The organism is Variovorax soli (assembly GCF_031454625.1).
Lineage (GTDB): Bacteria > Pseudomonadota > Gammaproteobacteria > Burkholderiales > Burkholderiaceae_C > Variovorax > Variovorax soli_A.
The window spans coordinates 1-21,196 of the sequence record NZ_JAVDRF010000013.1 but is presented as its reverse complement, the minus strand read 5'-3'; the positions used below and the strand labels follow the sequence as shown (position 1 = coordinate 21,196).

Here is a 21,196-nt window from a genome sequence, read left to right as displayed (position 1 = left end):
GCCGATCTCCAATCCTGCGCGGAAGGGTCGATATTTCATGAGCCAGTTTCAAAAGCGGATTTTCGTGGCTGGGCACCGCGGCATGGTGGGCAGCGCGATCGTGCGGTGCCTGGTCGACCAGGGCTATAGCAACATCATCAGCCGAAGCCATTCCGAGCTCGACCTCACGGACCAGGCGCAGGTCCGCGCCTTCTTCGCCGAGGAGAAGCCACAGGAGGTCTATGTCGCCGCAGCCAAGGTCGGCGGCATTCATGCCAACAACACCTATCCGGCCGAGTTCATCTATTCGAACCTGATGGTTGAAGCCAACGTGATTCACGAGGCTTGGCGCAACGGCGTGGGCAAGCTGCTGTTCCTGGGTTCGAGCTGCATCTATCCGCGGCTCGCGGCCCAGCCCATGGCCGAAGACGCGTTGCTGACGGGCAAGCTGGAGCCGACGAACGAGGCTTATGCGATTGCGAAGATCGCCGGCATCAAGCTGTGCGAAAGCTACAACCGCCAGTACGGCTGCGACTTCCGCAGCGTGATGCCGACCAACCTCTATGGCCCAGGCGACAACTACCACCCCGAGAACAGCCACGTGCTGCCGGCGATGATCCGTCGCTTCCATGAAGCCAAGCTCGCCGATGCACCGGCCGTGGTCATCTGGGGCACCGGATCTCCCAAGCGGGAGTTCCTTTATGTCGACGACATGGCCCGCGCCTGCGTGCACGTGATGGATCTGTCGCGCGAAACCTACGCGGCCCACACCGAGGTCACCACCAGTCACCTCAATGTCGGGACCGGCGAGGATTTGTCGATCGCCGAGCTTGCCAGCCTGGTGAGCGAAGTGGTGGGCTACCAAGGCGAAATCCGCTACGACACCAGCAAGCCCGACGGCACGCCGCGCAAGCTGCTCGATATCTCGCGCATCCGTGAGCTCGGCTGGAAGCCCGAGGTATCCTTGCGCGATGGCGTGGCACGCGCCTACGAAGACTTCCGCAGTGAAGAGCTCGTTCCTTCCTGAGGAGTCGCCTTTCCTGGCCTGCATGAACGCTTCCTCGCTCTCCCTCATTCCGCCCGGCACGGGCGGCGTGCGAGACTACGCGTCCATGGTAGGCCATCCGCTGCACGCGCCCCTGATGGAGTTGAAACACGACACCGACACCGCCTCGCTCTCCGGCGATTTCGTGCTGCTGCATTTCAGCGGCTATGGCTTCGAGAAGCGCGGCGTTCCCTTGTGGCTGGTCCGGCGTATCCGCGGCCTGCGTACGCAGTTCAAGGCCGTCGGCGTGGTCTTCCATGAGCTCTTCGCGACCGGGCCGCCATGGGGCTCGGCCTTCTGGCTCAGCAGCGTCCAGCGGCGCATCGCGCGCGAGCTGCTGCTTCTGTCGGACTTCTGGCTGACGAACCGTGAAGACGCCGCCCGCTGGCTGTTGGCGCAATCGAAAGCGGCACCCCACCGGGTGCTCCCCGTGTTCTCGAATGTCGGCGAGCTCGACGCGATCGATACCGAGCGGCAGCGCAGGCTGGTGGTGTTCGGCAGCGCCGGCATCCGGGCCCAGGTCTACGAATGGGCCGACGGCGAGATTTTCGGCAGCGCCAGGCGCCACGGCCTGGAGATCCACGACATCGGCCCGGCGATGCCCGAGGGCCCGCTCACCCAGCGCATGGTCCAGGAAGGCGTGGTGGCGCACGGCAAACTGCCCGCCGAACAGGTGAGCGCGGCTTTGTCCACCGCGGCCTATGGCGCGCTGGCCTATCCGCCGGACTACGTGTCCAAGAGTGGCATCTTCGCGGCCTACTGCGCGCACGCGGTTTGTCCGATCCTGCTGTCGAAGGATTACGGCCAGCATGACGGCCTGACGGCGAACGTGCACTACATGCGAGGCTTCGGCGCGCTCGACGCCGCCACCGGCGATGCGCGCACAGTGGGCCGCGAGGCGCGCCGGTGGTACGAGCCGCATCGCGTCGACGCCCATGTGGCGGCGCTGCGCGCGCTCACGAGCGAGGTGCGGCGATGAGCGCCATCTCTCCAACCTCGGTACAGGCACCCAGCCGGGCCGTGTCCCTCAGCCGCGCGGGAAAGCTCTTCCTCGCCGTCTTCCTGATCATCGTGTTCGAGGGATCGGTGCGCAAATGGGTGTCGTCCGCCTCCACCCTGCCCCTGATCCTGCTGCGCGACATGTTGGCCCTGATGCTGATCGTCTACGCCTGGCGGCACGGCCACCTGAGGCGGCACAGGAAGATCACCGCGGCCATGGTGGCATGGTCCTGCGCGGTGGTGGGCTGGGGACTGCTGCAGCTCGTCGGCGGCCAGAGCTCGCCCATCGTGTTCGTGATCGGCCTGCGCTTCTGGTTGCTCTACATCTGGTTTGCGGTCGCCGCCGCGGCAGCCATGAACGAGGCGGACTACCGGGCCGCCCTTCTGACGGCGGCCGTCGTCATGCTTCTGCTGGCACCGCTGGCGGTGCTTCAGCACTACTCGCCGCCCGGCGCCCGCATCAACACCCAGATCGACGGGGACGAGGAAAGCGTGTTCGTGGCGGTGGTCGGCGTGGTGCGCACCACCGGCACTTTCAGCTTCACCTCGGGTTATGCCACCTACCTGACCATGGTCGCGCCGCTGGTGTTCGGCATCCTGGGCGCGCGCAAGCGCAACCAGTTCCAGTTCCTGTTCGCCGTCGCCGTGTTCGTCGCCTTCATCACCGGTGCGCTGGTGAGCGGCTCCAGAACGGCGGCGATCACCTCCGGCGGCATGCTCGGTGCCTATCTGCTCGGGCGGCTGCTGTTCTCGAAGGCACGCAACAAGGTCGGGGCCGCGATCGCAGTGGTCGTGGCGGGTGGATTGGCGGCCCTGTTCGGCTACGTGTTCCGCGAGGCCATCAACGTCACGCAGACGCGTTTCGAGCAGGCTTCGGCTGCAGAAAATTTCGTCGAACGCGTGTTCACCGTCCTGTTCGGCGAGCCCTGGGTGCTCGATCTCGTCACCTGGCTCGGCTACGGCGTGGGCTTCGGCTCCAACCTGGCCACCTACGTGCGCACCGGCTCTGCCGATGTCTTCGCACTCGCCGAAGCCGAGGGCGGCCGCATCCTGATGGAAGGAGGCCTGCTGGGCTTCGCCTACATCGCGGTGAAATACCTGGTGATAGCGCTCGGCCTGATGCGGAGCTTGAAAATCTCGATCAGCACGAACTCCCCGTATCCCTTGCTGGTATGGCTGACAACCGCGCTGGCGGTGGTCAGCTGGCCTGCCCTCGGGCAGCTCTCCGCCAATGCCCTGCTCGGACTCATGCTCGCCTACGGGCTCCTCGTATTCCGATATCCGAGGCTCGAGATTTTTCCGCCGCGTGCCTCGCGACTGTGAGACTCCTGCATCTGGTTCCCTCCGTCGATCCCCAGGGCGGAGGCGTCATCGAGGGGGTGCGCCGCATCCACGATGCGTTGACGGCCATGGGCCACAGCGGCGACCTCGTCAGCCTGGACAACCCCGACGCTGACTGCGTGAGCGCCTATCCGGGCCAGGTAGTCGCGACCGGACCCTCGATCTCCAGCTACGGCTACAACGAGCGCCTGCTGCCCTGGCTGAAAGCGCATGCAGGCGCCTATGACGCGGTCATCGTCAACGGGCTCTGGCAGTACGTCGGCTTCGCGGCCTGGCGCGCCCTGCATGGCTCGGACACGCCCTACTTCGTCTACAGCCACGGCATGCTGGACCCTTGGTTCAAACGCCGCTATCCGCTCAAGCACCTGAAGAAGTGGCTGTACTGGCCTTGGGGCGAGTACCGCGTGCTGCGCGATGCATCGGCGGTGGTCTTCACCTGCGAGGAGGAGCGGCTGCTGGCACGGCAATCGTTCTGGCTTTATCGCTGCCGCGAAGTGGTGGGCTCCTATGGCACCAGCACGCCGCCGCGCGATGCACAGCGGCTCTCGGAGGTTTTCCTCTCGTCTTGCCCCGAGCTGCGGAACAAGCGCCTGCTGCTGTTCCTGGGCCGCATTCACGAAAAGAAGGGCTGCGACCTGTTGATCGAGGCTTTCGCGCGCGTCGCGGCGACGACGCCCGAGGCCCACCTGGTGATGGCCGGCCCCGGCGACGAAGCGCTGACGCGCCGGTTGCAGGCCCGCGCCCAGAGCTTGGGCGTGGCGGCGCGCATCAGCTGGCCCGGCATGCTGTCGGGCGATCGCAAATGGGGTGCCTTTCACGCCTGCGAAGTGTTTTGCCTGCCCTCCCACCAGGAGAACTTCGGCATCGCTGTGGTGGAGGCGATGGCCTGCAGCCGGCCGGTGCTGATCAGCGACAAGGTCAACATCTGGCGCGAGATCGCCGAGGACCATGCCGGCTTCGTCGAGTCGGACACGCTCGAAGGCACGACCGCCCTGCTGCAGCGCTGGCTGGCGGCGACGCCGGCCGAGCTGGACGCGTTGCGTGCTGCAGCGCTGCGCTCCTTCGAGCGGCGCTTCCGCATGGAGCAGGTGGCTTCGACACTGGTGGACATCATCCGCACGCATGCCCCGCATATCGCCTGATCCATGAAGCTCCTCGTTTACGGAATCAATTTCGCGCCGGAGCTGACCGGCATCGGCAAGTACACCGGGGAGATGGTGGCCTGGCTCGCTGCCCAAGGGCACGAGGTGCGCGTGGTGACGGCACCGCCCTACTATCCCGACTGGAAAGTGCGCCCCGGCTACCACGCGGGGCGCTACACCCGGCATGAATGGCAGGGCGCCCAGGTGCTTCGCACGCCCCTTTGGGTGCCGCGCAAGGTGACCGGTGCAAAGCGGCTCCTGCACCTGGCGAGCTTTGCGGCCGGCAGCGTGCCGGCCCTGCTGGCCCAGTGGCACTGGAAGCCCGACGTGGTGTGGGTAACGGAGCCTCCGCTCTTCTGTACGCCGGCGGCCCTGGCCTTCGCGTGGCTGCGCTCGGCCAAATCCTGGCTGCACATCCAGGACTACGAGATGGACGCCGCCTTCGACCTGGGCCTGCTCAAGGGGGCGCGCACGCGGGCCTTCGTCGCGGCGGCCGAGCGCTGGCTGATGCGCCGCTTCGATCGCATCTCCACCATCTCGCAGCGCATGCTCGAACGCGCGCGCAGCAAGGGCACCGAGGACGCGCGGCTGGTCTCGCTGCCCAACTGGGCCGACGTCTCCGCGATCCAGCCGCTGCAAGGCACCAGCCCCTATCGCGCCGAACTGGGCATCCATCCCGACGCGGTGGTGGCGCTGTACTCCGGCAACATGGGCGCCAAGCAGGGCCTGGAGCTGCTGGCCGAGATGGCGCTGATGCTCAAGGACCAGCCCGGCCTCGAATTCGTGTTCTGCGGCAACGGCGCCGGTCGCGCCGAGCTGGTCAAGCGCTGCGAATCGCTCGCCAACGTGCGCTTTCTCGACCTGCAGCCGGTCGAGCGGCTCGGGGACTTCCTCGGCCTGGCGGATATCCATCTGCTGCCCCAGCGCGCGGACGCGGCGGACCTGGTGATGCCGTCCAAGCTGACCGGCATGCTCAGCAGCGGCAGACCCGTGGTGGCCGGCGCACGCCCGGAGACCGAGCTCGGCAAGGTCATGGCGGAATGCGGAATCGCCGTTGCGCCGGACGACGCCAAAGCCTTCGCCGAGGCGGTGCTCGCGCTGGCATTGCAGCCCGAGCGCCGGCGCGAGCTGGGGCTGAAGGCGCGGGCGGTGGCAGAGGCGCGCTTCGATCGCGACGCCGTGCTGGCGCAGTTCGAACGCGATCTGCTGGCCTGCGTGGCCCGACGCTGAGCCTGCCGATCAAGCCAAAAAAAAGCCGGGTCGAGCCCGGCTTTCTTGCATCACTGCTCTTCGGGCAGGATGCTCTCGTAGTTGTAGCTGGTGTAGCGATAGCGCCCGTACTTGTAGGGCGCGAAGGTGCGGCGGCCCAGATCCATCGCGTTGAGCAGCACGCCCGTGGCGGCCCTGCCGCTCATCGCGAGCCGCCGCGTGCTCTCCTTCAGCTCGCCCATGGTGGACTGGTCGGCGCGCGCCACCAGCAGCACGGTGCCCGCGTGGGCTGCCACGGTGGAGGTGTCGGCCGCCACCAGCACCGGCGGCGTGTCGATGACCACCAGGTCGTACTGCTCGGACAAGCGCTCGAGGGTGGTCTTGAACGAGTCGGACACCAGCAGCTCCGCAGGGTTCGGCGGAAGTTGGCCGGTGGCGAGGAAGTCGAGGTTGGGCACCACCTGGCGGTGCACGGTCTGCTGCACCGTCAGGCTGCCGGCGATCAGCTCGGACAGACCGCCGTGGCGTTGCAGGCCGAAGTACTGGTGCGTGTGGCCGCGGCGCAGGTCGGCGTCGATCAGGAGCGTGCGCTTGCCGGCCGCAGCCATCAGGGCGGCGAAATTCGCCGTCACGAAGCTCTTGCCGACGCCCGGTGTGGGCCCGCTGATCAGCACCCGGTTGTTGGGCGACTCCAGCATCGCGAACTGCATCGCCGTGCGCAGGCTGCGGAGGCTCTCGACCGCCGGGTCGTCGGGGTTTTCGATCGCCAGCAACCGCACGCCGGTGGCGCCGCTGAGACGGCGCTTTGCAATGGCGGACTGCGAGGGGCTCAGCGGAATGGTCGAGAAGACCGGCAGGCCGGTGTCGGCCTCGACCTCGTGCGGATCACGCAGGCGCTGCTCGACGAAGGAGTTGCGGATGAAGGCCGCGACGATACCGAGGAACAGCCCGAGCGCCAGCGCGGCGGCGATGATCACCTTGCGGTTCGGCTTGACGGGCTGCGTGGGCACCACCGCTTCGTCCAGCACGCGGACGTTGCCGACCTTGCCTTCCTTCACGAGGCGCAGCTGCAGCGCGTTGTTGAGCAGCGACTGGTAGAGCTCGGTGTTGACCTTGACGTCACGCTCCATGCGCACGGCTTCCTGCTGGATCGCCGGCAGGCCCTTGATGCGTTCCTGGATGCTGCCCATGTCGGACTTCAGCGCTGCGATCTGGTTGTCCAGGGTCTGCACTGCCGGGTGCGCGGAAGTGAAGCGCGCTTCCAGCTCGCGTCGGCGCTGCTGGGCATCGAGCAGCTTGGTCTGCCGGTCGACGGACTGGCCCAGGATCAACGCGGCTTCCTCACTGAAGGCCACCGTCCCCTTCTGGTTGCGATAGCGGTTGTAGACCTCTTCCGAGGCCTCCAGCTGCTTCTTGAACAGGGGCAGCTGCACGTCCAGGAAGGCCAGCGTCTTCTGGGCCTCGGCCGCCTTGCGCTCGATGTTCTGCTTGACGTACTGGTCGCCCACGGCGTTGAGCACGCGGGTCAGCTTGAACGGGTCCGTGTCCTGCAGCATGACATTGACGATGCCGGAGTTCTTGCCCCGCTCGGTGAGGCTGAGGCTGGACTGGAGCCCGATCGTCGTCGGCAGCTTCGCGTAGCGGTACAGGTTGAACAGCGCTCCCGGCTTGCCAGCCAGCTGGTCGATCTGCAAGGAGATCGGCCCTTCGGGGGTGTCCGACCTGAGCGGCGCGCCGACGGTGCCCTTGACCTGCTGCATTCCCGGGTAGTCCAGCGTGTACTGGTTGTTCCCCAAGGCAGTCACGGTGAACAGGCCGCCTTCCATCGAGGTCGGCACGTCGAACTGCGACACGAGGATGCGCTCCGTGCCCGACACATAGCCGTTCAGCCAGAGGAAGCCGGGGTCTGACAGGCCATTGGCCCGCCGCGCGAGCCACCCGCCGATGTAGGGCACGTAGCGCGGCCCGGCGACGATGTAGAGCTTGGTCGCCTCCACCGCCTGGCCCGCGATCATGCGCGAACGGATGATCTCGATCTCGGCGCTCGCGGGCGTCTTCACGTCCACCAGGCCGCCGGCTTCCGCCAGGATGCCCTTGCCCCCGGGTTCCGTGTCCTCGACCTGGATCACCATGTTGGACTCGTAGACCGGGCGCTCGAGGAAGGCGTAGGCCGCGCCGATGAGGAACACGACCAGCGTGATCGCCGCGATCAGCCACTTGTTCGAGACAAGGACGTCGATGTAACGCCCGAGGTCGAGGTCTTCCTCGTTCGACGCGCTCGCCGGGGAAGGATTCGTCTTGGTAATGATTGAGGAATTCATCAACTGGATACTCTTGAGATGCGTTGGGCCCACTGCCTGGCGCCGCCTTCGATGAGCTGGAGCGAGTGCTCGAAGACGCCGCGATCCGCGCGATAGGGATCGGGCACGTCCTCGTCGCTGAACTCGCACAGACGGAACACCTTGCCGGCGGCGCAGAGATAGCGCTCCTGCACAGCCCGGCGTTGCTCGCGGTCCATCACAAGGATCAGGTCGGCGATCTGGCACAGCTCGAGATCGAGCTGTTGCGCCCGGTGCGCTCCGATGTCGATGCCACGCTCTTCCAGCAGCTCGCAGGCAGTCGGGTCCGCCGGGCATCCGACCAGCGCCTGCAGCCCTGCGGAGCCGACCTGTTTTCCGGGGAGCGCGGCCGCCATCAGGCCTTCGGCCATCGGACTGCGGCAGATGTTGCCGATGCACACGACGAGGACGTTTTGGATGGCCACTATCTGCCGCTCCCGCTGCGCGAGCCCAGGTCGCGATAGGAGGTCGCGGTCGTGGCGGTCGGAAGAATCAGGCTCAACACGCGGTTCCACTGCACCAGCGGGACCGGGTCGACGTAGACCACGTCCTTTGGCCTGAGCGCGAAGCCGTCCGCCATTGCGATCGCCGTCGGGGTGCGGGCATCCAGGTGGAAGATCGACAGGCCGTTGGTCTCGTTGCGGATCACGTAGATCTGCCGCGGGTTGGCCGTCCCGAGATTGACCCCGCCGACCTCGGTCAGCGCGTCATTCAGGGTCAGGCGGCCGTTGCGCATCATCACGCCGGTCTGGAGGTTGACTTCACCCATCACCGTGACCTTGCGCTCGTCGCGGCTGCGCACCATCACCAGGTCGCCCGACCGGAGCGGGATCCTTGTGGGGTCGATGCCGGCCTCGGCCATCGACATCAGGTCGAGCGGAATCATCTTTCCGTCACGCGTCAGCGTCACGGCAGAGCGGTCGCCGTTGGGCGCGAGTCCGCCGGCGCGGTTGAGCGCCTCGGCCAAGGTCATCGGGATATCGGTGAAGATCTGCAGTCCGGGCTGGCGTACCTCACCTTCGATGTAGGCGCGCTTGCTGCGGAAGGCGGCCACGCGCACGCTCAGCTGCGGGTCCTTGAAGACCCGGGACAGTCTTTTCACCAGCGTTTCTTCGAGTTCCTGGACCGTCAAGCCTTCCGCCTTGATCTGGCCCACGTAGGGGAAGCTCATTTGGCCCGTATTCGAGACGATGAAGCCGGGCGCGGGCGACACGCTCGACTGGTCGGCCACCGTGGTCGCTGGCACGCCGCTGAACACGATTTCCGGATGGTCATAGACGACGATGCTCACCACGTCGCCCGGACCGATCTTGTAGACCGGCGACTCGCCCACGAGCGAGCGCACCTCGGGCGGTACGTTGTTGCCGACGGCGGCGCGTTGCGCCCGGATCAGCTGGGGCGTGATCTCTGTGATCGCGCCGGGCGGCGGCGGATCGATCTCGGAAGTGGAGAAGCCCGATGGCGATACCGCCTGGTCAGCATCGTTGCCGGCCGAGCGGAAGCCCGGCGCCAGAGGCGCGCAGGCCTGTAACAGCAGCCCGGCCGAGGCGAACAAAGTGGCATGTAATAGAAAACGTTTCAAACCCGACTCCGCGTCATGACCCTGAATGAATACTTTTGCAAACAGTTACGACTGTACATCAGCAAAGCGCCCCGCTCAAATTCTTTGTTGGCTTAGAGCGTTCGGCAGAGTAAACGGCTGAGCGCGCGGATGGGGTAAGCGAGCTCCTACACGGTGCAATCCAAGCGGCGATTGGCTTCTAAGCTATCAGAAAGATAGCGCCCCTATCGAGGGGATTTGTTCCTCAGGGGGTCTCGATCTGCGCTGCGCGCTTCCACGCGGCCGATGCCTGGTCCGCATCCTCGCGAGCTTCGGCGAGTTGCGCCAGCGCCTGCCAGGCACGGCGGTGCAATACGGGATCTTGTAACCCCAGTGCGGCATGCGTGAGCAGTTGTTGCGCCTTGCCCCACAGCTGACGTTTCAGGCAGGCCATGCCCGCGAGGTACTGCAAATTGGCGTCGCGTGGGTTGTTGCGCTGCGCCGATTCGATGCGAGCCAGCCAGTCGGCGTCGACCGAGTCGAGCCCGGCCTCCAACGCGCGGACCAGCTTCACCCGCAGGGATTCGCCCAGGCTGCGAGGCTGCTCGTTCATGCGCTCCCAGACCGGCAGCAGCCAGGCACGCGCAAGGTCGAGGTCGCCGCGCAGCGCCACCATGCGCTGCGCCGCATGAATGGCGACTTCGGGCATTTCGCGCTCGGCAGCCTCGAACTCGCCCCAGGCACGCAGCAGCTGCGTGGGGTCGTGCGCGCCCGAAAGCAGTTCGGTCGCCAGGCCGCGCACGATGCTCTGCGCGGCCGCATCGGAAAAGGCGCGATGCTTGGCAAGCAAGCGCGCGGTCTCGAGCGCCTCCAACGTGCGCCGGTCCTGGCGTGCCGCCTTGAGGCGCAGGCGCAGGGCGAGCGTGCGGCGCTGCGCGCCCAGCGGCAGTTCCTCCAGCCGCGCCAGCGCGGCGGGGGCGTCGCGGTCGTCGAGCGCCCAGCGGGCCGCGCGCAATTGCACGCCTTCACGCGTCTCCGGGCTGGCGGAGAGCCCGCCGCGTTCCGCGCTCTCGTTGAGCGCATGCTGCAGATGCGCATCGCGAGCAGCGCGATCCTGCAGGGCCTGGGCGCTTTCCGCGGCGAGCAGGTGCGACAGCACGCGGATCTGCTGCGCCTGTGGCAGGTGCGCATCGAGCGCGGCCAGCGTCCGCTCCTGCGCAAGCGCGGCTTGCGCAGCCTTGCGCGAGCGTGAGAAGCGGCCGGCCAGCAATTGCGCCAGCGCCTCGAGCAGGGCTGCGTGAAGGGAGCGCTCCTTCTGCTGCAGCCGCCATTGCCGGGCCTGGCGCGGCAGGGAGAACAGCGCCGACAAAGCGCGCAAGGCGACATGCAGCAGCCCGAAGGCCATCAGCAGGATCAGGAGCGTGAGGTTGAGTGAAAGGTCGACTCGCCACGGCGGCCAGAAGACGGTGATCGTGCCCTGGTTGTTGCCGGCGAACAGCGCCACCGCCGCCGCGATGCCGAACAGGGCCAGGAACCACAGTGCCGCGCGCATATCCTTCTGGCCCTAGCGTCCGGCTGCCGCGGTCGTGAGCGCGGCCAGCGTGTCGTCGATACGTGGCGTCTCGCTGGTCTTCATTTGTGCCTGCAGCTGCTGAAGCAGCGTGGCCGCGGCCTGGACGCGGCGCGAGGCCGGATCGAAGTAACGATTGAGGGAGGTCGAGACGGCGGCCAATTCGTTGCGCGTGGTGTCGAACTGCCTCGACAGCAGCGCCAGCCGCGCGTTGAGCAGCTGGAGCTTCAGGTTCTCCCGAAGAAAGAAGGTCTGGTCGGGCGACAGCAAAACGGCCTCGGGGCGATCGATGCGGCCCACGCGCAGGAGCGAACGGGCCTCGTTGCGCACCATCAGCAGCGCACGTTGCCACCAGGGCGCATCGGCCGGCACGGGTTCGGCCTGCCAGGGGTTCAGACCGGCTCCGCGCGTGGCTACCGCGTTGAGGGGCGGCAGCTCGTCCACCATGCGCACCAGGTCGTCCAGCTTGCGCAGCGTCTCGCCGCTGTCGGCACTGGCGCTGGCCCGGAGACGCTCGGCATCGCGCTGCATCGAGCGCTGCAGGGGCGCCAGCCGCGGCTGGGCGGCACGCGCAATGCGCAGGTCGCCGGCCTTCAGGGCGGCCAGCAGTGGCTGCACGTTGCCCGTGACCTCCGCCTGCTGCAGCGCGAGGCGCACGGCCGCCTCGATGTCGACCACCAGGTTCTCGTCGCGCGAGCGCGAGAGGCTCTGCATCAGTTCCTCGAGCTGCGAGCGCTGAAGCGCCACCTCCGCCACCCGCGTCTCGTTGAGGGCCAGCCGCGCCGCGGTGTCTCGTACCGTCTCCTGCGCCTGGCGCGCCAGGGTGCGAGCCTCCATGGATTGGGCCAGGGAGTCGGCGCTCTGGCGCGCCAGCTGCTCCTGCATGCCGCTGACCTTCTGCCAGAGGACGAGCACCGCGACCAGCGCCAGCACCGCGGCCGCGGCGAGCAGCCCGAGCAGGACCTTCGACAGCGTGTTCGCGGGGATCGGCGCCGTCTGCAGGGGCATCGGCACGGGCGCGCGCGCCGCCGGGTCCTGCAGGGATTCGTTCAACACGGAGGCGTCGCTCATGCGAAGGATTCTATAGACGCGATCAGCGCGGGCAGCGCCGGGGAAGAGACGCACACGGCCCCGAAACCCACGTCCCGCGCGGCTTCGGCGATACGGGGGTGAGTGGCGATCGCACGCGCAGACCCCCAGGAGGTATCGGGCAGCGCGGCGCGCAGACGGGAAATGGCCTCGGCGCTGCTGAAGAGCCAGATCGCCTCGCCGCGCGCGCCCTCCCCGGCCAATTCGCGCGCGGCATCGTCGAGAGGCGCCGGCAGCCGCCGGTAGGCGACCACGGTGTCGCAGGCGCCACCGGCCGCGGCGATCTCGCGCATCAGCCAGGCGCGTCCGGCCGGCTGTCCCGCCGCATCTCCGCCGCGCACGATCAGCACACGCAGGCCTGGGCGCACCTGCGCCTGCACCTGGGCCCACAGCGCCTCGGAATCGAACTGCGCCGCGTCCGCCGCCGGCGCATCAATGGCGCGGGCCGGCACGCCGGCCTGCTGCAGTGCGCGAATGGTGCCGGGACCGGTGGCCCAGCAGCGCGAACGCAGGCCAGCGGCAACGGAGGCGGCGCCATCGAAGAAATGCTCGGCGGCCGCGGCACTCACGAACATCAGCGCGGCGTAGTGGTCGAGGCGCTGGAGCGCGGCCTGGAGGTCCTTCCCATCGGCCACCGGCGCGATCGCGATCAGGGGCAGCGCCTGTGCGTCCACTCCCGCGCTGCGCAGCGCCTCTACCCAGCGCGCCGCCTCGCGCGCAGGGCGCGTGACGATCACTCGCGGCGCCGGCATTTCATTCAGTGCGCGCCGGCGTCGCGCAGCAGGCGGGCGGCCTGGTCGCCGAGTGCCGCAGCCTGAGCGGCATCGGCGACGCGTGCCTGCGCATGAGCGCGGACCAGTTGTACGGAGCCTTCCGGCTCACCCCACGCCGCATCGATGCGCAGGTTGTCGCCGGCCCGCCAGCGCGCATGTGCCGCCAGGGGCATCGAGCAGCTGCCGCCCATGGCCCGGCTCACGGCGCGCTCCGCCGCGGTGGCGAGCAGGTCCCGATGGCTGGCGAGCGGCGCCAGGAGCGTGATCAGGTCGCCGCGGTCGGCCCGCACCTCGATGCCGAGCGCGCCCTGCCCGGCGGCCGGCAGCATGGCTTCGGGTTCGAAGACGGTGCGGATGCGGCGCTCGAGGCCCAGCCGCTTGAGGCCGGCGGCCGCCAGCACGATGGCGTCGTATTGACCCTCGTCGAGCTTGCGCAGGCGGGTGTCCAGATTGCCGCGCAAGGGCTCGATGCGCAGGTCGGGCCGCAGCGCGCGCAGCAGCACCACGCGCCGCAGGCTGGAGGTGCCGACGACTGCACCTTGCGGCAGGGCCTCGAATGAATCGTGGCGGGGCGACACCAGCGCATCGCGCGGGTCCTCGCGTTCCAGCACACAGGCGAGTGCGAAGCCCTCGGGCAGGTCCATGGGCACGTCCTTGAGCGAGTGCACTGCGATGTCGGCACGGCCTTCCTCGAGCGCCTGCTCGAGCTCCTTCACGAACAGGCCCTTGCCGCCGACCTTGGAGAGCGAGCGATCGAGGATCTGGTCGCCGCGCGTCGTCATGCCGAGCAGGCTGACCGTGTGGCCTTGTTGCCGGAGCAGAGACTGCACGTGCTCGGCCTGCCAGAGGGCCAGGCGGCTTTCGCGCGTGGCGATCACGATATTGCTCAAGGGGCCACTTCCATTGCTGTGAGGGATCTGGGAGATGCTAGCATTGTTGCATCGCAGCAACGACGGCGCAGACCAGGTCGGACGAGGAGATATTTCGAATGAAAAGCAGCCCCACCCCAGCTTCAGCCGCCAGGCGCCGCGGCAGCAGCGAAGAGCAGCCACTGATCGACGACATCCGGCTGCTGGGCCGCATCCTCGGCGATGTGATCCGTGAACAAGAGGGCGAGGAAGCCTTCGCGCTGGTGGAGAAGATCCGTACCCTGTCGGTCTCTTTCCGCCGCGATGCCGACCATGCGGCAGACCGCGCCCTCAAGACCCTGCTCAAGGGCTTGAGCGCGGCGGAGACGGTCCGCGTGATCCGCGCCTTCACCTACTTCAGCCATCTGGCGAATCTGGCCGAGGACCGCCACCTGATTCGCCGCCGCACCGACGCCGAACGCGCCGGCGAGAGTGCGGCCGCGGGCAGCCTCGAGCTCGCGCTGGCACGTATCCGCAAGGCGGGCATTACGCCCGCGGCGGTGGTGGAGTCGCTGGCGCACAGCTATGTGTCTCCGGTGCTTACCGCGCATCCGACCGAGGTGCAGCGAAAAAGCATCCTGGATGCCGAGCGCGCCATTGCACAGCTGCTCACCGAGCGCGACGACATCAAGCTGCGCCAGCGCGCCTTCGCAGGCTCCAAGGACGCGCTCACGCCCGCCGCGATGGCGGAGAACGAGAGCCGCATGCGCTCGCGCGTGATCCAGCTCTGGCAGACGCGCCTGCTGCGCTTCTCCAAGCTCACGGTGGCCGACGAGATCGAGAACGCGCTGAGCTATTACGAAGCCACTTTCCTGCGCGAGATCCCGCGCGTCTACGCCGACCTCGAGAAGGCCTTGGGGCAATGCGACATTGCGCCCTTTCTGCGCATGGGTCAGTGGATTGGCGGCGACCGCGACGGCAATCCCAATGTCAGCGCCGACAGCCTCGAGTACGCGATGCGCCGACAGGCCGAGCTGGCGCTGCGCTACTACCTGACCGAGGTCCACTTCCTCGGAGGCGAACTCTCGCTGTCCGCCACATTGGTCGATGTATCGCCGGAGATGCAGGCGCTGGCCGAGAGCTCTCCCGACCACAGCGAGCATCGCCAGGACGAGCCCTACCGCCGGGCCCTGACCGGCATCTACGCGCGCCTGGCGGCTACGCTGCGCGAGCTCACGGGCGGTGAAGCGGCGCGCCATGCGGTCGCGCCACAGAACCCGTACCGCCAGGCGGAAGAATTTCTGGCCGACCTGCGCGTGATCCAGGAATCGCTCGTCGACAAGCACGGCGTCGCGATGGTCGCGCAGCGGCTGGGGCCCCTGATCCGCGCGGTCGAGGTGTTCGGTTTTCACCTCGCGACGGTGGACTTGCGCCAGAGCTCCGACAAGCATGAGGCTGTCGTAGCCGAGCTGCTGGCCACGGCGCGCATCGAGCCCGATTACGCCGTGCTGGCCGAGGAAGCCAAGCAGACGCTGCTGCTGCGCCTGCTCGACGACGCCCGCCCGCTGCGCGTGCCCGACGCCGCCTACTCGCCGCTGGCGCAGAGCGAGCTCGCAATCTTCGCGGCCGCGCGCAGCGCCCGCGCGCGCTTCGGCGCGGCGGCAATCCGCCACTACATCATCAGCCACACAGAGACGGTGAGCGACCTGCTGGAGGCGCTGCTGCTCCAGAAGGAAGTGGGCCTCCTGCGCGGCACCTTGGACCACAACGCCACCTGCGATCTCATCGTGGTGCCGCTGTTCGAGACCATCGAGGACCTTCGCAATGCCGCGCCCATCGTGCGTGCCTTCTATGGCCTGCCGGGCATCCAGGACTTGGTGCAGCGCTCGGGCGCCGAACAGGATGTGATGCTGGGCTACAGCGACAGCAACAAGGACGGCGGTATTTTCACCAGCAACTGGGAGCTCTACCGCGCGGGCACCGCGCTGGTGGCCTTGTTCGACGAGCTGAACAAGAAATCCAAGACCTCCATTCGGTTGCGCATGTTCCACGGGCGCGGCGGGACCGTCGGGCGCGGGGGCGGCCCGAGCTATCAGGCCATCCTGGCGCAGCCGCCTGGCACGGTGCGCGGCCAGATCCGTCTGACCGAACAAGGCGAGGTGATCGGCTCCAAGTACGCCAACCGCGAGATCGGCCGGCGCAACCTCGAGACGCTGGTCGCCGCGACGCTGGAGGCCACGCTGCTGCCTTCCGCAAAGCCCGCGCCGGCGAGCTTCCTTGCCACCGCGGCCGAGCTGTCGGCGGCGAGCATGGCCGCTTACCGGGCCCTGGTCTATGACACGCCGGGCTTCGGCGACTACTTCTTCAGCGCCACGCCGATTCGGGAGATCGCCGAGCTCAACATCGGGTCGCGCCCGGCTTCGCGCAATCCGAGCCGCCGTATCGAGGACCTGCGCGCCGTGCCCTGGAGCTTCAGCTGGGGCCAGTGTCGGCTCACGCTTCCGGGCTGGTACGGCTTCGGCTCGGCGATCGAGCAGTTCCTCGCCGCCGCCAGCAGCGCGGTCGTGCGCAAGGAACGGCAGGCTCTGTTGCAGCGCATGTATGCGCAATGGCCGTTCTTCAGCACCTTGCTGTCGAACATGGACATGGTGCTGGCCAAGAGCGACCTGGCGCTGGCCTCGCGCTACGCCGAGCTGGTGGAGGAACGCAAGCTACGCCAGAAGGTGTTTTCGATGATCGAGGCCGAATGGCACCGAACCTCGGACGCCCTGGCGCTGATCACCGGGGCGAAGCAGCGCTTGGAAGGCAATGTCGAGATGCAGCGCTCGATTCGCCACCGTTTCCCCTACATCGATCCGCTACACCACCTGCAGGTGGAGCTGATGCGCCGCTGGCGCGCCGGCCAGCAGGACGACGAGCGGCTGCAGCGCGGCATCCACATGTCGATCAACGGCGTGGCCGCGGGCCTGCGGAATACCGGGTGACCCCGCCGGCGATCCCGGGCCGCCGCACAATCGGCGACTGACATGGACAGCCTCGACCTCATCCGCACCTTCCGCGAAGTAGCCGCGTACGGCAGCTTCTCCCGCGCAGCCAGCCGCCTGGACATGTCCAAGGCCACCGTGAGCAAGTACGTCGCCGAACTGGAGAGCCGCTTCGGCGTGCGGCTGCTCAACCGCTCGACCCGCTCCGTCAGCCTCACCGACGCCGGGGCGCTTCTGCTGGAGCGCAGCAAGCCGGTGATGGAGATGGTGGAGCTCACCCAGGCGGAGCTCCAGGAGCATGCAAGCCAGCCGCGCGGGCGGCTTCGCATCTCGGCGCCGCACGGCATGGGCCAGGGCGACCTGCCCAAGCTGCTGGCGCAATTCATGGGCTACTACCCCGAGGTCAGCCTGAGCCTCCACCTGAGCAACCGTCAGGTCGACATGGCCGAGGAGGCCATTGACCTCGCGCTGCGCGTCGGCCCGATCGAGGACGACAACCTGATCGTGCGCAAGCTGACGCGGTTGACGCTGGTGGTGTGCGCCTCGCCGAGCTACTGGAAGAAGCACGGCACGCCGGCTCACCCGGCCGAGTTGACGCAGCACGAGGCGCTGACGCACTCGCGGCTCGGCACCCATCCGCAATGGCGTTTCGAAATCGACGGCCAGCCGCTGGACGTGCCGCTCAAAAGCCGCATGGATGCCTCTGAAGCCGGGCCGCTGATCGAGGCCGCGCTGATGGGCTTTGGTGCGATGTATCTGCCGGCCCTGCTGGTCCAAAGCCATATCGAACGCGGCGAACTGGTCCCGGTGCTGCAGGACTGCGTGCGAAACGACATGTGGCTCTCGGCCGCCTACCTGCAGCGCCGCCACAACAGCGCGGCTCTGCGCGCACTACTGGACTTCCTCCAGACGCGGATCGGTCAGAAGTACCCCACAGGCAAGCGCTAGATGCGGTGAGTGCCATGAAGCACTGCCAGGGACAGCACGGTTCGGGTTGAAGGGGAATCCGGGGCCATCAACCTGAAGGTCTAGAAAAGCGAAGCCGTTGTCGCAAGCTCGGTCGCGGTGCGCGATCGCACCGCGGATTTGCCATCCGCCAGCGCCTGCAGCGCCTCTGGACTGCCCGCCTTGACCAGGGCACCCACGCGCACGCCCAGCAGGCGCAGCGGCCGTTCCAGCGGTACGCGCTTGAGGCAGCGCCCAGCCGCCTGGCGGATGGTCTTCGCGTCCGAGGTGAACTGCTCGATGGTCTGGTCGCGCGTCGCAATCTTGAAGTCGGCGTAGCGCAGCTTGATCCCTATGGTCTTGCCGACATAGCCTTTGCGTTGCAGATCTTCCGCCACCTTTTCGCATAGGTGCGTGAAGATGGTGCCGAGCTCGGCTCGGTCGCGCACCGCGTGCAAGTCGCGCTCGAAGGTGGTCTCGCGGCTCATCGACACGGGCTCGCTCTCGGTGACCACCGGGCGCTCATCCCGGCCCCAGGCCACTTCGTGCATCCAGGCGCCTGTCGCCTTGCCGAAATTCTGGATCAGCCAATCGCGATCACGCGCCGCGAGCTCGCCGATCGTGCGGATTCCATAGCGCTGGAGCTTCTCGTCGGCCTTGGGTCCGATGCCGTTGACCTTGCGGCAGGGCAGCGGCCAGATGCGCGTCTCCAGGTCGTGCTCATAGATCACCGAGATGCCGTTCGGCTTGTCGAACTCGCTCGCCAACTTGGCCAGGAGCTTGTTGGGCGCGACGCCGATGGAACAGGTGAGCCCGGTGGCGTCCAGGATCGAGCGCTGGATCAGCCGCGCCAGCACGCGACCGCCCTCACGCTGGCCGCCCGGCACCGCCGTGAAATCGATGTACACCTCATCGACGCCGCGATCTTCCATCACCGGCGCGATCTCGGTGATCACCTTCTTGAACATGCGCGAATAGCGGCGGTATTCGTCGAAGTCGACCGGCAGGATCACAGCCTGCGGGCACAGTTTCGCAGCCTTCATCAGCCCCATGGCGGAGCCGACGCCGAACAGCCGGGCTGGATAGGTCGCGGTCGTGATCACGCCACGGCCGGCATAGTCCTTGAGCAGCGGAAAGGCCTCCACCGGGATGTCGGCCAGAGAGCTGCCTTCCGGCAGCTCTCTGATGGCCTCATCCACCTTGCGCCGGCCGCCGCCGATCACCACCGGGAGGCCCCTGAGCTGCGGGTATCGCAGCAGTTCCGCCGAGGCATAGAACGCATCCATGTCGAGGTGGGCAATGCGTCGGATCGGAGCAGCGGTCACGGTCTGCATTCTGACGGTTCCAAGGAGGGCACTGGTGCGCCGAGGGCATCGATGACATCATCTGCCCATGCAAATCGTAGCCACCATGTTCTGGCGCCGGCTCGACCTGCCCGGCCATGATGCGTGCCGCCTCGAAAAGCACGGCGACGGATGGCAGCTCGACGGCGCTGCCGTCTTTCGCGGCGAGAACGGCCAGCCTGCCCGCTTGGACTATCGCGTGCATTGCGACAAGGCATGGCATGCCAAATGGGGGCGCGTGCGCGGCTGGATCGGAAGCCTGGCAGTGGATTTTGCGATCGCGCGCGGCGCCAATGGCGAATGGTCCCTCAACGACCAACGTGTGGCCGGCCTGGCACATTGCACGGACCTCGATCTTGGCTTCACACCGGCGACCAACCTGCTGGCTTTGCGCCGCCTGAACCTTCAGGTCGGCGAGAGCGCCAAGGCGCCGGCAGCCTGGCTCGACCTCGACGACGAAGGCCTGAGCCCGCTGGAGCAGCACTACGAACGCCGCAGCGATGCCGAGTATTGGTATCAGTCGCCACGCTTCGACTATGAAGGGGTGTTGCTGACAACACCGGATGGCTTCGTCACCCACTACCCGACGCTCTGGCAGCCCGGGGATTGAGCGGGACCGGCTTGCTGGGCCTGGCAGGAAGTTTGGCCGCCGTGGCGCCACGCGCGGATGCAAAGCGCCATCGCATGCCCCTGAAGCACCTGCGCGCCTTCCTAGGTGGGTAAGGCGGGTAGCGGACCCGCAGTGCTTGCGGCGTCCTACATCCCTGCGGGGCGCGCGCCACCTCGCGAGAGCGGATTGAAGAATGCACTCTTGCGAAGCAATTTAGCGCAAAGCGCATGGCTGACGCTCCAAGTTCCCACCCTGTGCCTCTCCCGAACGGCCTCGTCTACGTGAATACTGGTATGCCCGGTCTCACGCGTGAGCGGCACGGCAAAGGCTTTCGCTATCGGGATACCAAGGGTCAGTGGGTGCATGATGTCAATGAGATTTCGCGCATCCAGCGGTTAGCCATCCCGCCGGCCTACACCGATGTCTGGATCTGCCCGTTGCCCAACGGCCATTTGCAGGCCACTGGGATCGATGCCCGCGGCCGCAAACAGTACCGCTACCACGCCGAATGGCGCCTGATGAAGGATGAGACCAAGTTCGAGCGGCTCGAGCTGTTCGGGCGCGCCTTGCCGAAAATCCGTGCACGCGTGGCGCGCGACCTGCGGGCAGGAGCAAGGCAGACGTTGCCGGGGCGTGCACTCGTGCTGGCAACGCTGGTGCGCCTGCTCGACATCACGTTCCTGCGCGTTGGAAACGAGGAATATGCGAGCACCAATCGATCCTATGGCCTTACCACGTTGCGCAATCGGCATGTGGACGTTCGCGGCGCCTCCCTCAAGCTGCGCTTTCGCGGGAAGAGCGGTGTGTTGCATGAGGCGCGGGTCGACGACCCGCGCGTAGCGCGCGTGATCCGGCGCTGCCAGCAACTGCCGGGCCAAGAACTGTTCCAGTACCAGGATGCGGACGGCGAACTGCGCAGCGTATCGTCAACCGACGTCAACGATTACCTGCGCGAGGCCGCAGGAGACAATTTCACAGCCAAGGATTTTCGAACCTGGCACGGAACGGTGCAGGCTTTGGAACTGATACGACTTGCTTGCAGCAGCGGGTCGGAGGGCCCGCGCTTGAGTGCAAAAGAAATTCTCGGCGCGGTGGCCCAGCAACTCGGCAATACACCGGCGGTTTGTAAGAAGGCCTATATTCATCCGGAGGTTCTGACGCTCGGCGTCAAATTGGCCGCCGATTCTGGGGCCATGACCGAGATCTGGAAGGAACTGGCAGACGCAACCCAAGGTGTGCGCCGGCTTCACGCTGCAGAGGCTCGATTGCTTGCTTTCCTTCGGCAGTGTCGCCTCGAAGCGCGCCGTTTCCAGCGATCCGCAGCAAATAAAGATCGAACTCGGGAGAGAACTATATAGCCCCAGCTTACACTGAACGCACAAAGCAAAAAGCCCAACCATTGCTGGTTGGGCTTTTTGGGGCTGTAAGAGCCTGACGATG

General features: G+C 67.1%; 17 protein-coding genes. 9 read left to right on the top strand and 8 right to left on the bottom strand.

Annotated features, from left to right (window positions below; all coding sequences use genetic code 11):
• The first annotated feature begins 37 nt into the window (after positions 1 to 37).
• From fcl to J2739_RS23445, 5 genes are read left to right on the top strand one after another with little or no spacing between them, the layout of a single operon-like run.
• Complete coding sequence (gene fcl, locus J2739_RS23465; protein WP_309906173.1) at positions 38 to 1,006, top strand: GDP-L-fucose synthase; 969 nt, start codon at positions 38 to 40, stop codon at positions 1,004 to 1,006.
• 22 nt (positions 1,007 to 1,028) lie between these two features.
• Positions 1,029 to 2,003, top strand: a complete 975-nt coding sequence (locus J2739_RS23460) for a hypothetical protein (RefSeq protein ID WP_309906170.1) — start codon at positions 1,029 to 1,031, stop codon at positions 2,001 to 2,003.
• Complete coding sequence (locus tag J2739_RS23455; protein ID WP_309906168.1) at positions 2,000 to 3,346, top strand: hypothetical protein; 1,347 nt, start codon at positions 2,000 to 2,002, stop codon at positions 3,344 to 3,346. Before J2739_RS23460 ends, J2739_RS23455 begins: the two co-directional genes overlap by 4 nt.
• Positions 3,343 to 4,506, top strand: coding sequence for a glycosyltransferase (locus J2739_RS23450; RefSeq protein WP_309906166.1), 1,164 nt, complete (start codon positions 3,343 to 3,345; stop codon positions 4,504 to 4,506). The genes J2739_RS23455 and J2739_RS23450 overlap by 4 nt, the downstream gene beginning before the upstream one ends.
• 3 nt (positions 4,507 to 4,509) lie before the next feature.
• Positions 4,510 to 5,736, top strand: coding sequence for a glycosyltransferase WbuB (locus J2739_RS23445; protein WP_309906164.1), 1,227 nt, complete (start codon positions 4,510 to 4,512; stop codon positions 5,734 to 5,736).
• 50 nt (positions 5,737 to 5,786) lie between these two features.
• Here J2739_RS23445 and J2739_RS23440 read toward each other — a convergent pair whose 3' ends face one another.
• The 7 genes from J2739_RS23440 to hemC all read right to left on the bottom strand — a co-directional run bounded on the left by J2739_RS23440 (position 5,787) and on the right by hemC (position 13,916).
• Positions 5,787 to 8,036 carry a polysaccharide biosynthesis tyrosine autokinase gene (locus J2739_RS23440; RefSeq protein WP_309906161.1) on the bottom strand — a complete coding sequence of 750 codons (2,250 nt, stop codon included), beginning with the start codon at positions 8,034 to 8,036 and terminating at the stop codon, positions 5,787 to 5,789.
• Entirely contained in the window at positions 8,036 to 8,473 is a 438-nt protein-coding gene (locus J2739_RS23435) for a low molecular weight protein-tyrosine-phosphatase (protein ID WP_309906470.1), read from the bottom strand. The genes J2739_RS23440 and J2739_RS23435 overlap by 1 nt, the downstream gene beginning before the upstream one ends.
• Before the next feature lie 5 nt (positions 8,474 to 8,478).
• Positions 8,479 to 9,609, bottom strand: coding sequence for a polysaccharide biosynthesis/export family protein (locus tag J2739_RS23430; protein ID WP_309906160.1), 1,131 nt, complete (start codon positions 9,607 to 9,609; stop codon positions 8,479 to 8,481).
• Positions 9,610 to 9,859: 250 nt separating this feature from the next.
• Positions 9,860 to 11,146: a heme biosynthesis HemY N-terminal domain-containing protein gene (locus J2739_RS23425; protein ID WP_309906157.1), complete on the bottom strand. Its 1,287-nt coding sequence runs from the start codon at positions 11,144 to 11,146 to the stop codon at positions 9,860 to 9,862.
• 12 nt (positions 11,147 to 11,158) lie between these two features.
• A complete protein-coding gene (locus J2739_RS23420; protein ID WP_309906155.1) occupies positions 11,159 to 12,235 on the bottom strand; it encodes a uroporphyrinogen-III C-methyltransferase in 1,077 nt (358 codons plus the stop codon).
• Positions 12,232 to 13,005, bottom strand: coding sequence for a uroporphyrinogen-III synthase (locus tag J2739_RS23415; RefSeq protein ID WP_309906153.1), 774 nt, complete (start codon positions 13,003 to 13,005; stop codon positions 12,232 to 12,234). Before J2739_RS23415 ends, J2739_RS23420 begins: the two co-directional genes overlap by 4 nt.
• 5 nt (positions 13,006 to 13,010) lie before the next feature.
• Positions 13,011 to 13,916, bottom strand: a complete 906-nt coding sequence (hemC, locus tag J2739_RS23410) for a hydroxymethylbilane synthase (RefSeq protein WP_309906151.1) — start codon at positions 13,914 to 13,916, stop codon at positions 13,011 to 13,013.
• 98 nt (positions 13,917 to 14,014) lie between these two features.
• Between hemC and ppc the strand changes: the two genes are divergently transcribed.
• Positions 14,015 to 16,858 carry a phosphoenolpyruvate carboxylase gene (gene ppc / locus J2739_RS23405; RefSeq protein ID WP_309906149.1) on the top strand — a complete coding sequence of 948 codons (2,844 nt, stop codon included), beginning with the start codon at positions 14,015 to 14,017 and terminating at the stop codon, positions 16,856 to 16,858.
• 42 nt (positions 16,859 to 16,900) lie between these two features.
• Complete coding sequence (locus J2739_RS23400; protein ID WP_309906147.1) at positions 16,901 to 17,806, top strand: LysR family transcriptional regulator; 906 nt, start codon at positions 16,901 to 16,903, stop codon at positions 17,804 to 17,806.
• 80 nt (positions 17,807 to 17,886) lie between these two features.
• On the opposite strand, the gene J2739_RS23395 is transcribed toward J2739_RS23400, so the two are convergent.
• Positions 17,887 to 19,137: a DNA polymerase Y family protein gene (locus J2739_RS23395; RefSeq protein WP_309906145.1), complete on the bottom strand. Its 1,251-nt coding sequence runs from the start codon at positions 19,135 to 19,137 to the stop codon at positions 17,887 to 17,889.
• Between the two features lie 76 nt (positions 19,138 to 19,213).
• Here J2739_RS23395 and J2739_RS23390 point away from each other — a divergent pair, with 76 nt between their 5' ends.
• Together J2739_RS23390 and J2739_RS23385 are read left to right on the top strand one after the other, a co-directional pair.
• Positions 19,214 to 19,756 carry a putative glycolipid-binding domain-containing protein gene (locus tag J2739_RS23390; RefSeq protein WP_309906143.1) on the top strand — a complete coding sequence of 181 codons (543 nt, stop codon included), beginning with the start codon at positions 19,214 to 19,216 and terminating at the stop codon, positions 19,754 to 19,756.
• 227 nt (positions 19,757 to 19,983) lie between these two features.
• On the top strand, positions 19,984 to 21,114 hold the full coding sequence (locus tag J2739_RS23385) for a DNA topoisomerase IB (protein WP_309906141.1): 1,131 nt from the start codon (positions 19,984 to 19,986) through the stop codon (positions 21,112 to 21,114).
• Positions 21,115 to 21,196 lie beyond the last annotated feature (82 nt).

Excerpts from the sequence above, each read along its gene's own strand:
- J2739_RS23455 (WP_309906168.1), top strand. The coding sequence starts at position 2,000 with ATGAGCGCCATCTCTCCAACCTCGGTACAGGCACCCAGCCGGGCCGTG.
- fcl (WP_309906173.1), top strand. The coding sequence starts at position 38 with ATGAGCCAGTTTCAAAAGCGGATTTTCGTGGCTGGGCACCGCGGCATG.
- J2739_RS23415 (WP_309906153.1), bottom strand. The coding sequence starts at position 13,005 with ATGCCGGCGCCGCGAGTGATCGTCACGCGCCCTGCGCGCGAGGCGGCG.
- J2739_RS23385 (WP_309906141.1), top strand. The coding sequence starts at position 19,984 with ATGGCTGACGCTCCAAGTTCCCACCCTGTGCCTCTCCCGAACGGCCTC.
- J2739_RS23445 (WP_309906164.1), top strand. The coding sequence starts at position 4,510 with ATGAAGCTCCTCGTTTACGGAATCAATTTCGCGCCGGAGCTGACCGGC.
- J2739_RS23440 (WP_309906161.1), bottom strand. The coding sequence starts at position 8,036 with ATGAATTCCTCAATCATTACCAAGACGAATCCTTCCCCGGCGAGCGCG.
- J2739_RS23395 (WP_309906145.1), bottom strand. The coding sequence starts at position 19,137 with ATGCAGACCGTGACCGCTGCTCCGATCCGACGCATTGCCCACCTCGAC.
- J2739_RS23460 (WP_309906170.1), top strand. The coding sequence starts at position 1,029 with ATGAACGCTTCCTCGCTCTCCCTCATTCCGCCCGGCACGGGCGGCGTG.
- J2739_RS23400 (WP_309906147.1), top strand. The coding sequence starts at position 16,901 with ATGGACAGCCTCGACCTCATCCGCACCTTCCGCGAAGTAGCCGCGTAC.
- ppc (WP_309906149.1), top strand. The coding sequence starts at position 14,015 with ATGAAAAGCAGCCCCACCCCAGCTTCAGCCGCCAGGCGCCGCGGCAGC.
- J2739_RS23420 (WP_309906155.1), bottom strand. The coding sequence starts at position 12,235 with ATGAGCGACGCCTCCGTGTTGAACGAATCCCTGCAGGACCCGGCGGCG.
- J2739_RS23390 (WP_309906143.1), top strand. The coding sequence starts at position 19,214 with ATGTTCTGGCGCCGGCTCGACCTGCCCGGCCATGATGCGTGCCGCCTC.
- J2739_RS23425 (WP_309906157.1), bottom strand. The coding sequence starts at position 11,146 with ATGCGCGCGGCACTGTGGTTCCTGGCCCTGTTCGGCATCGCGGCGGCG.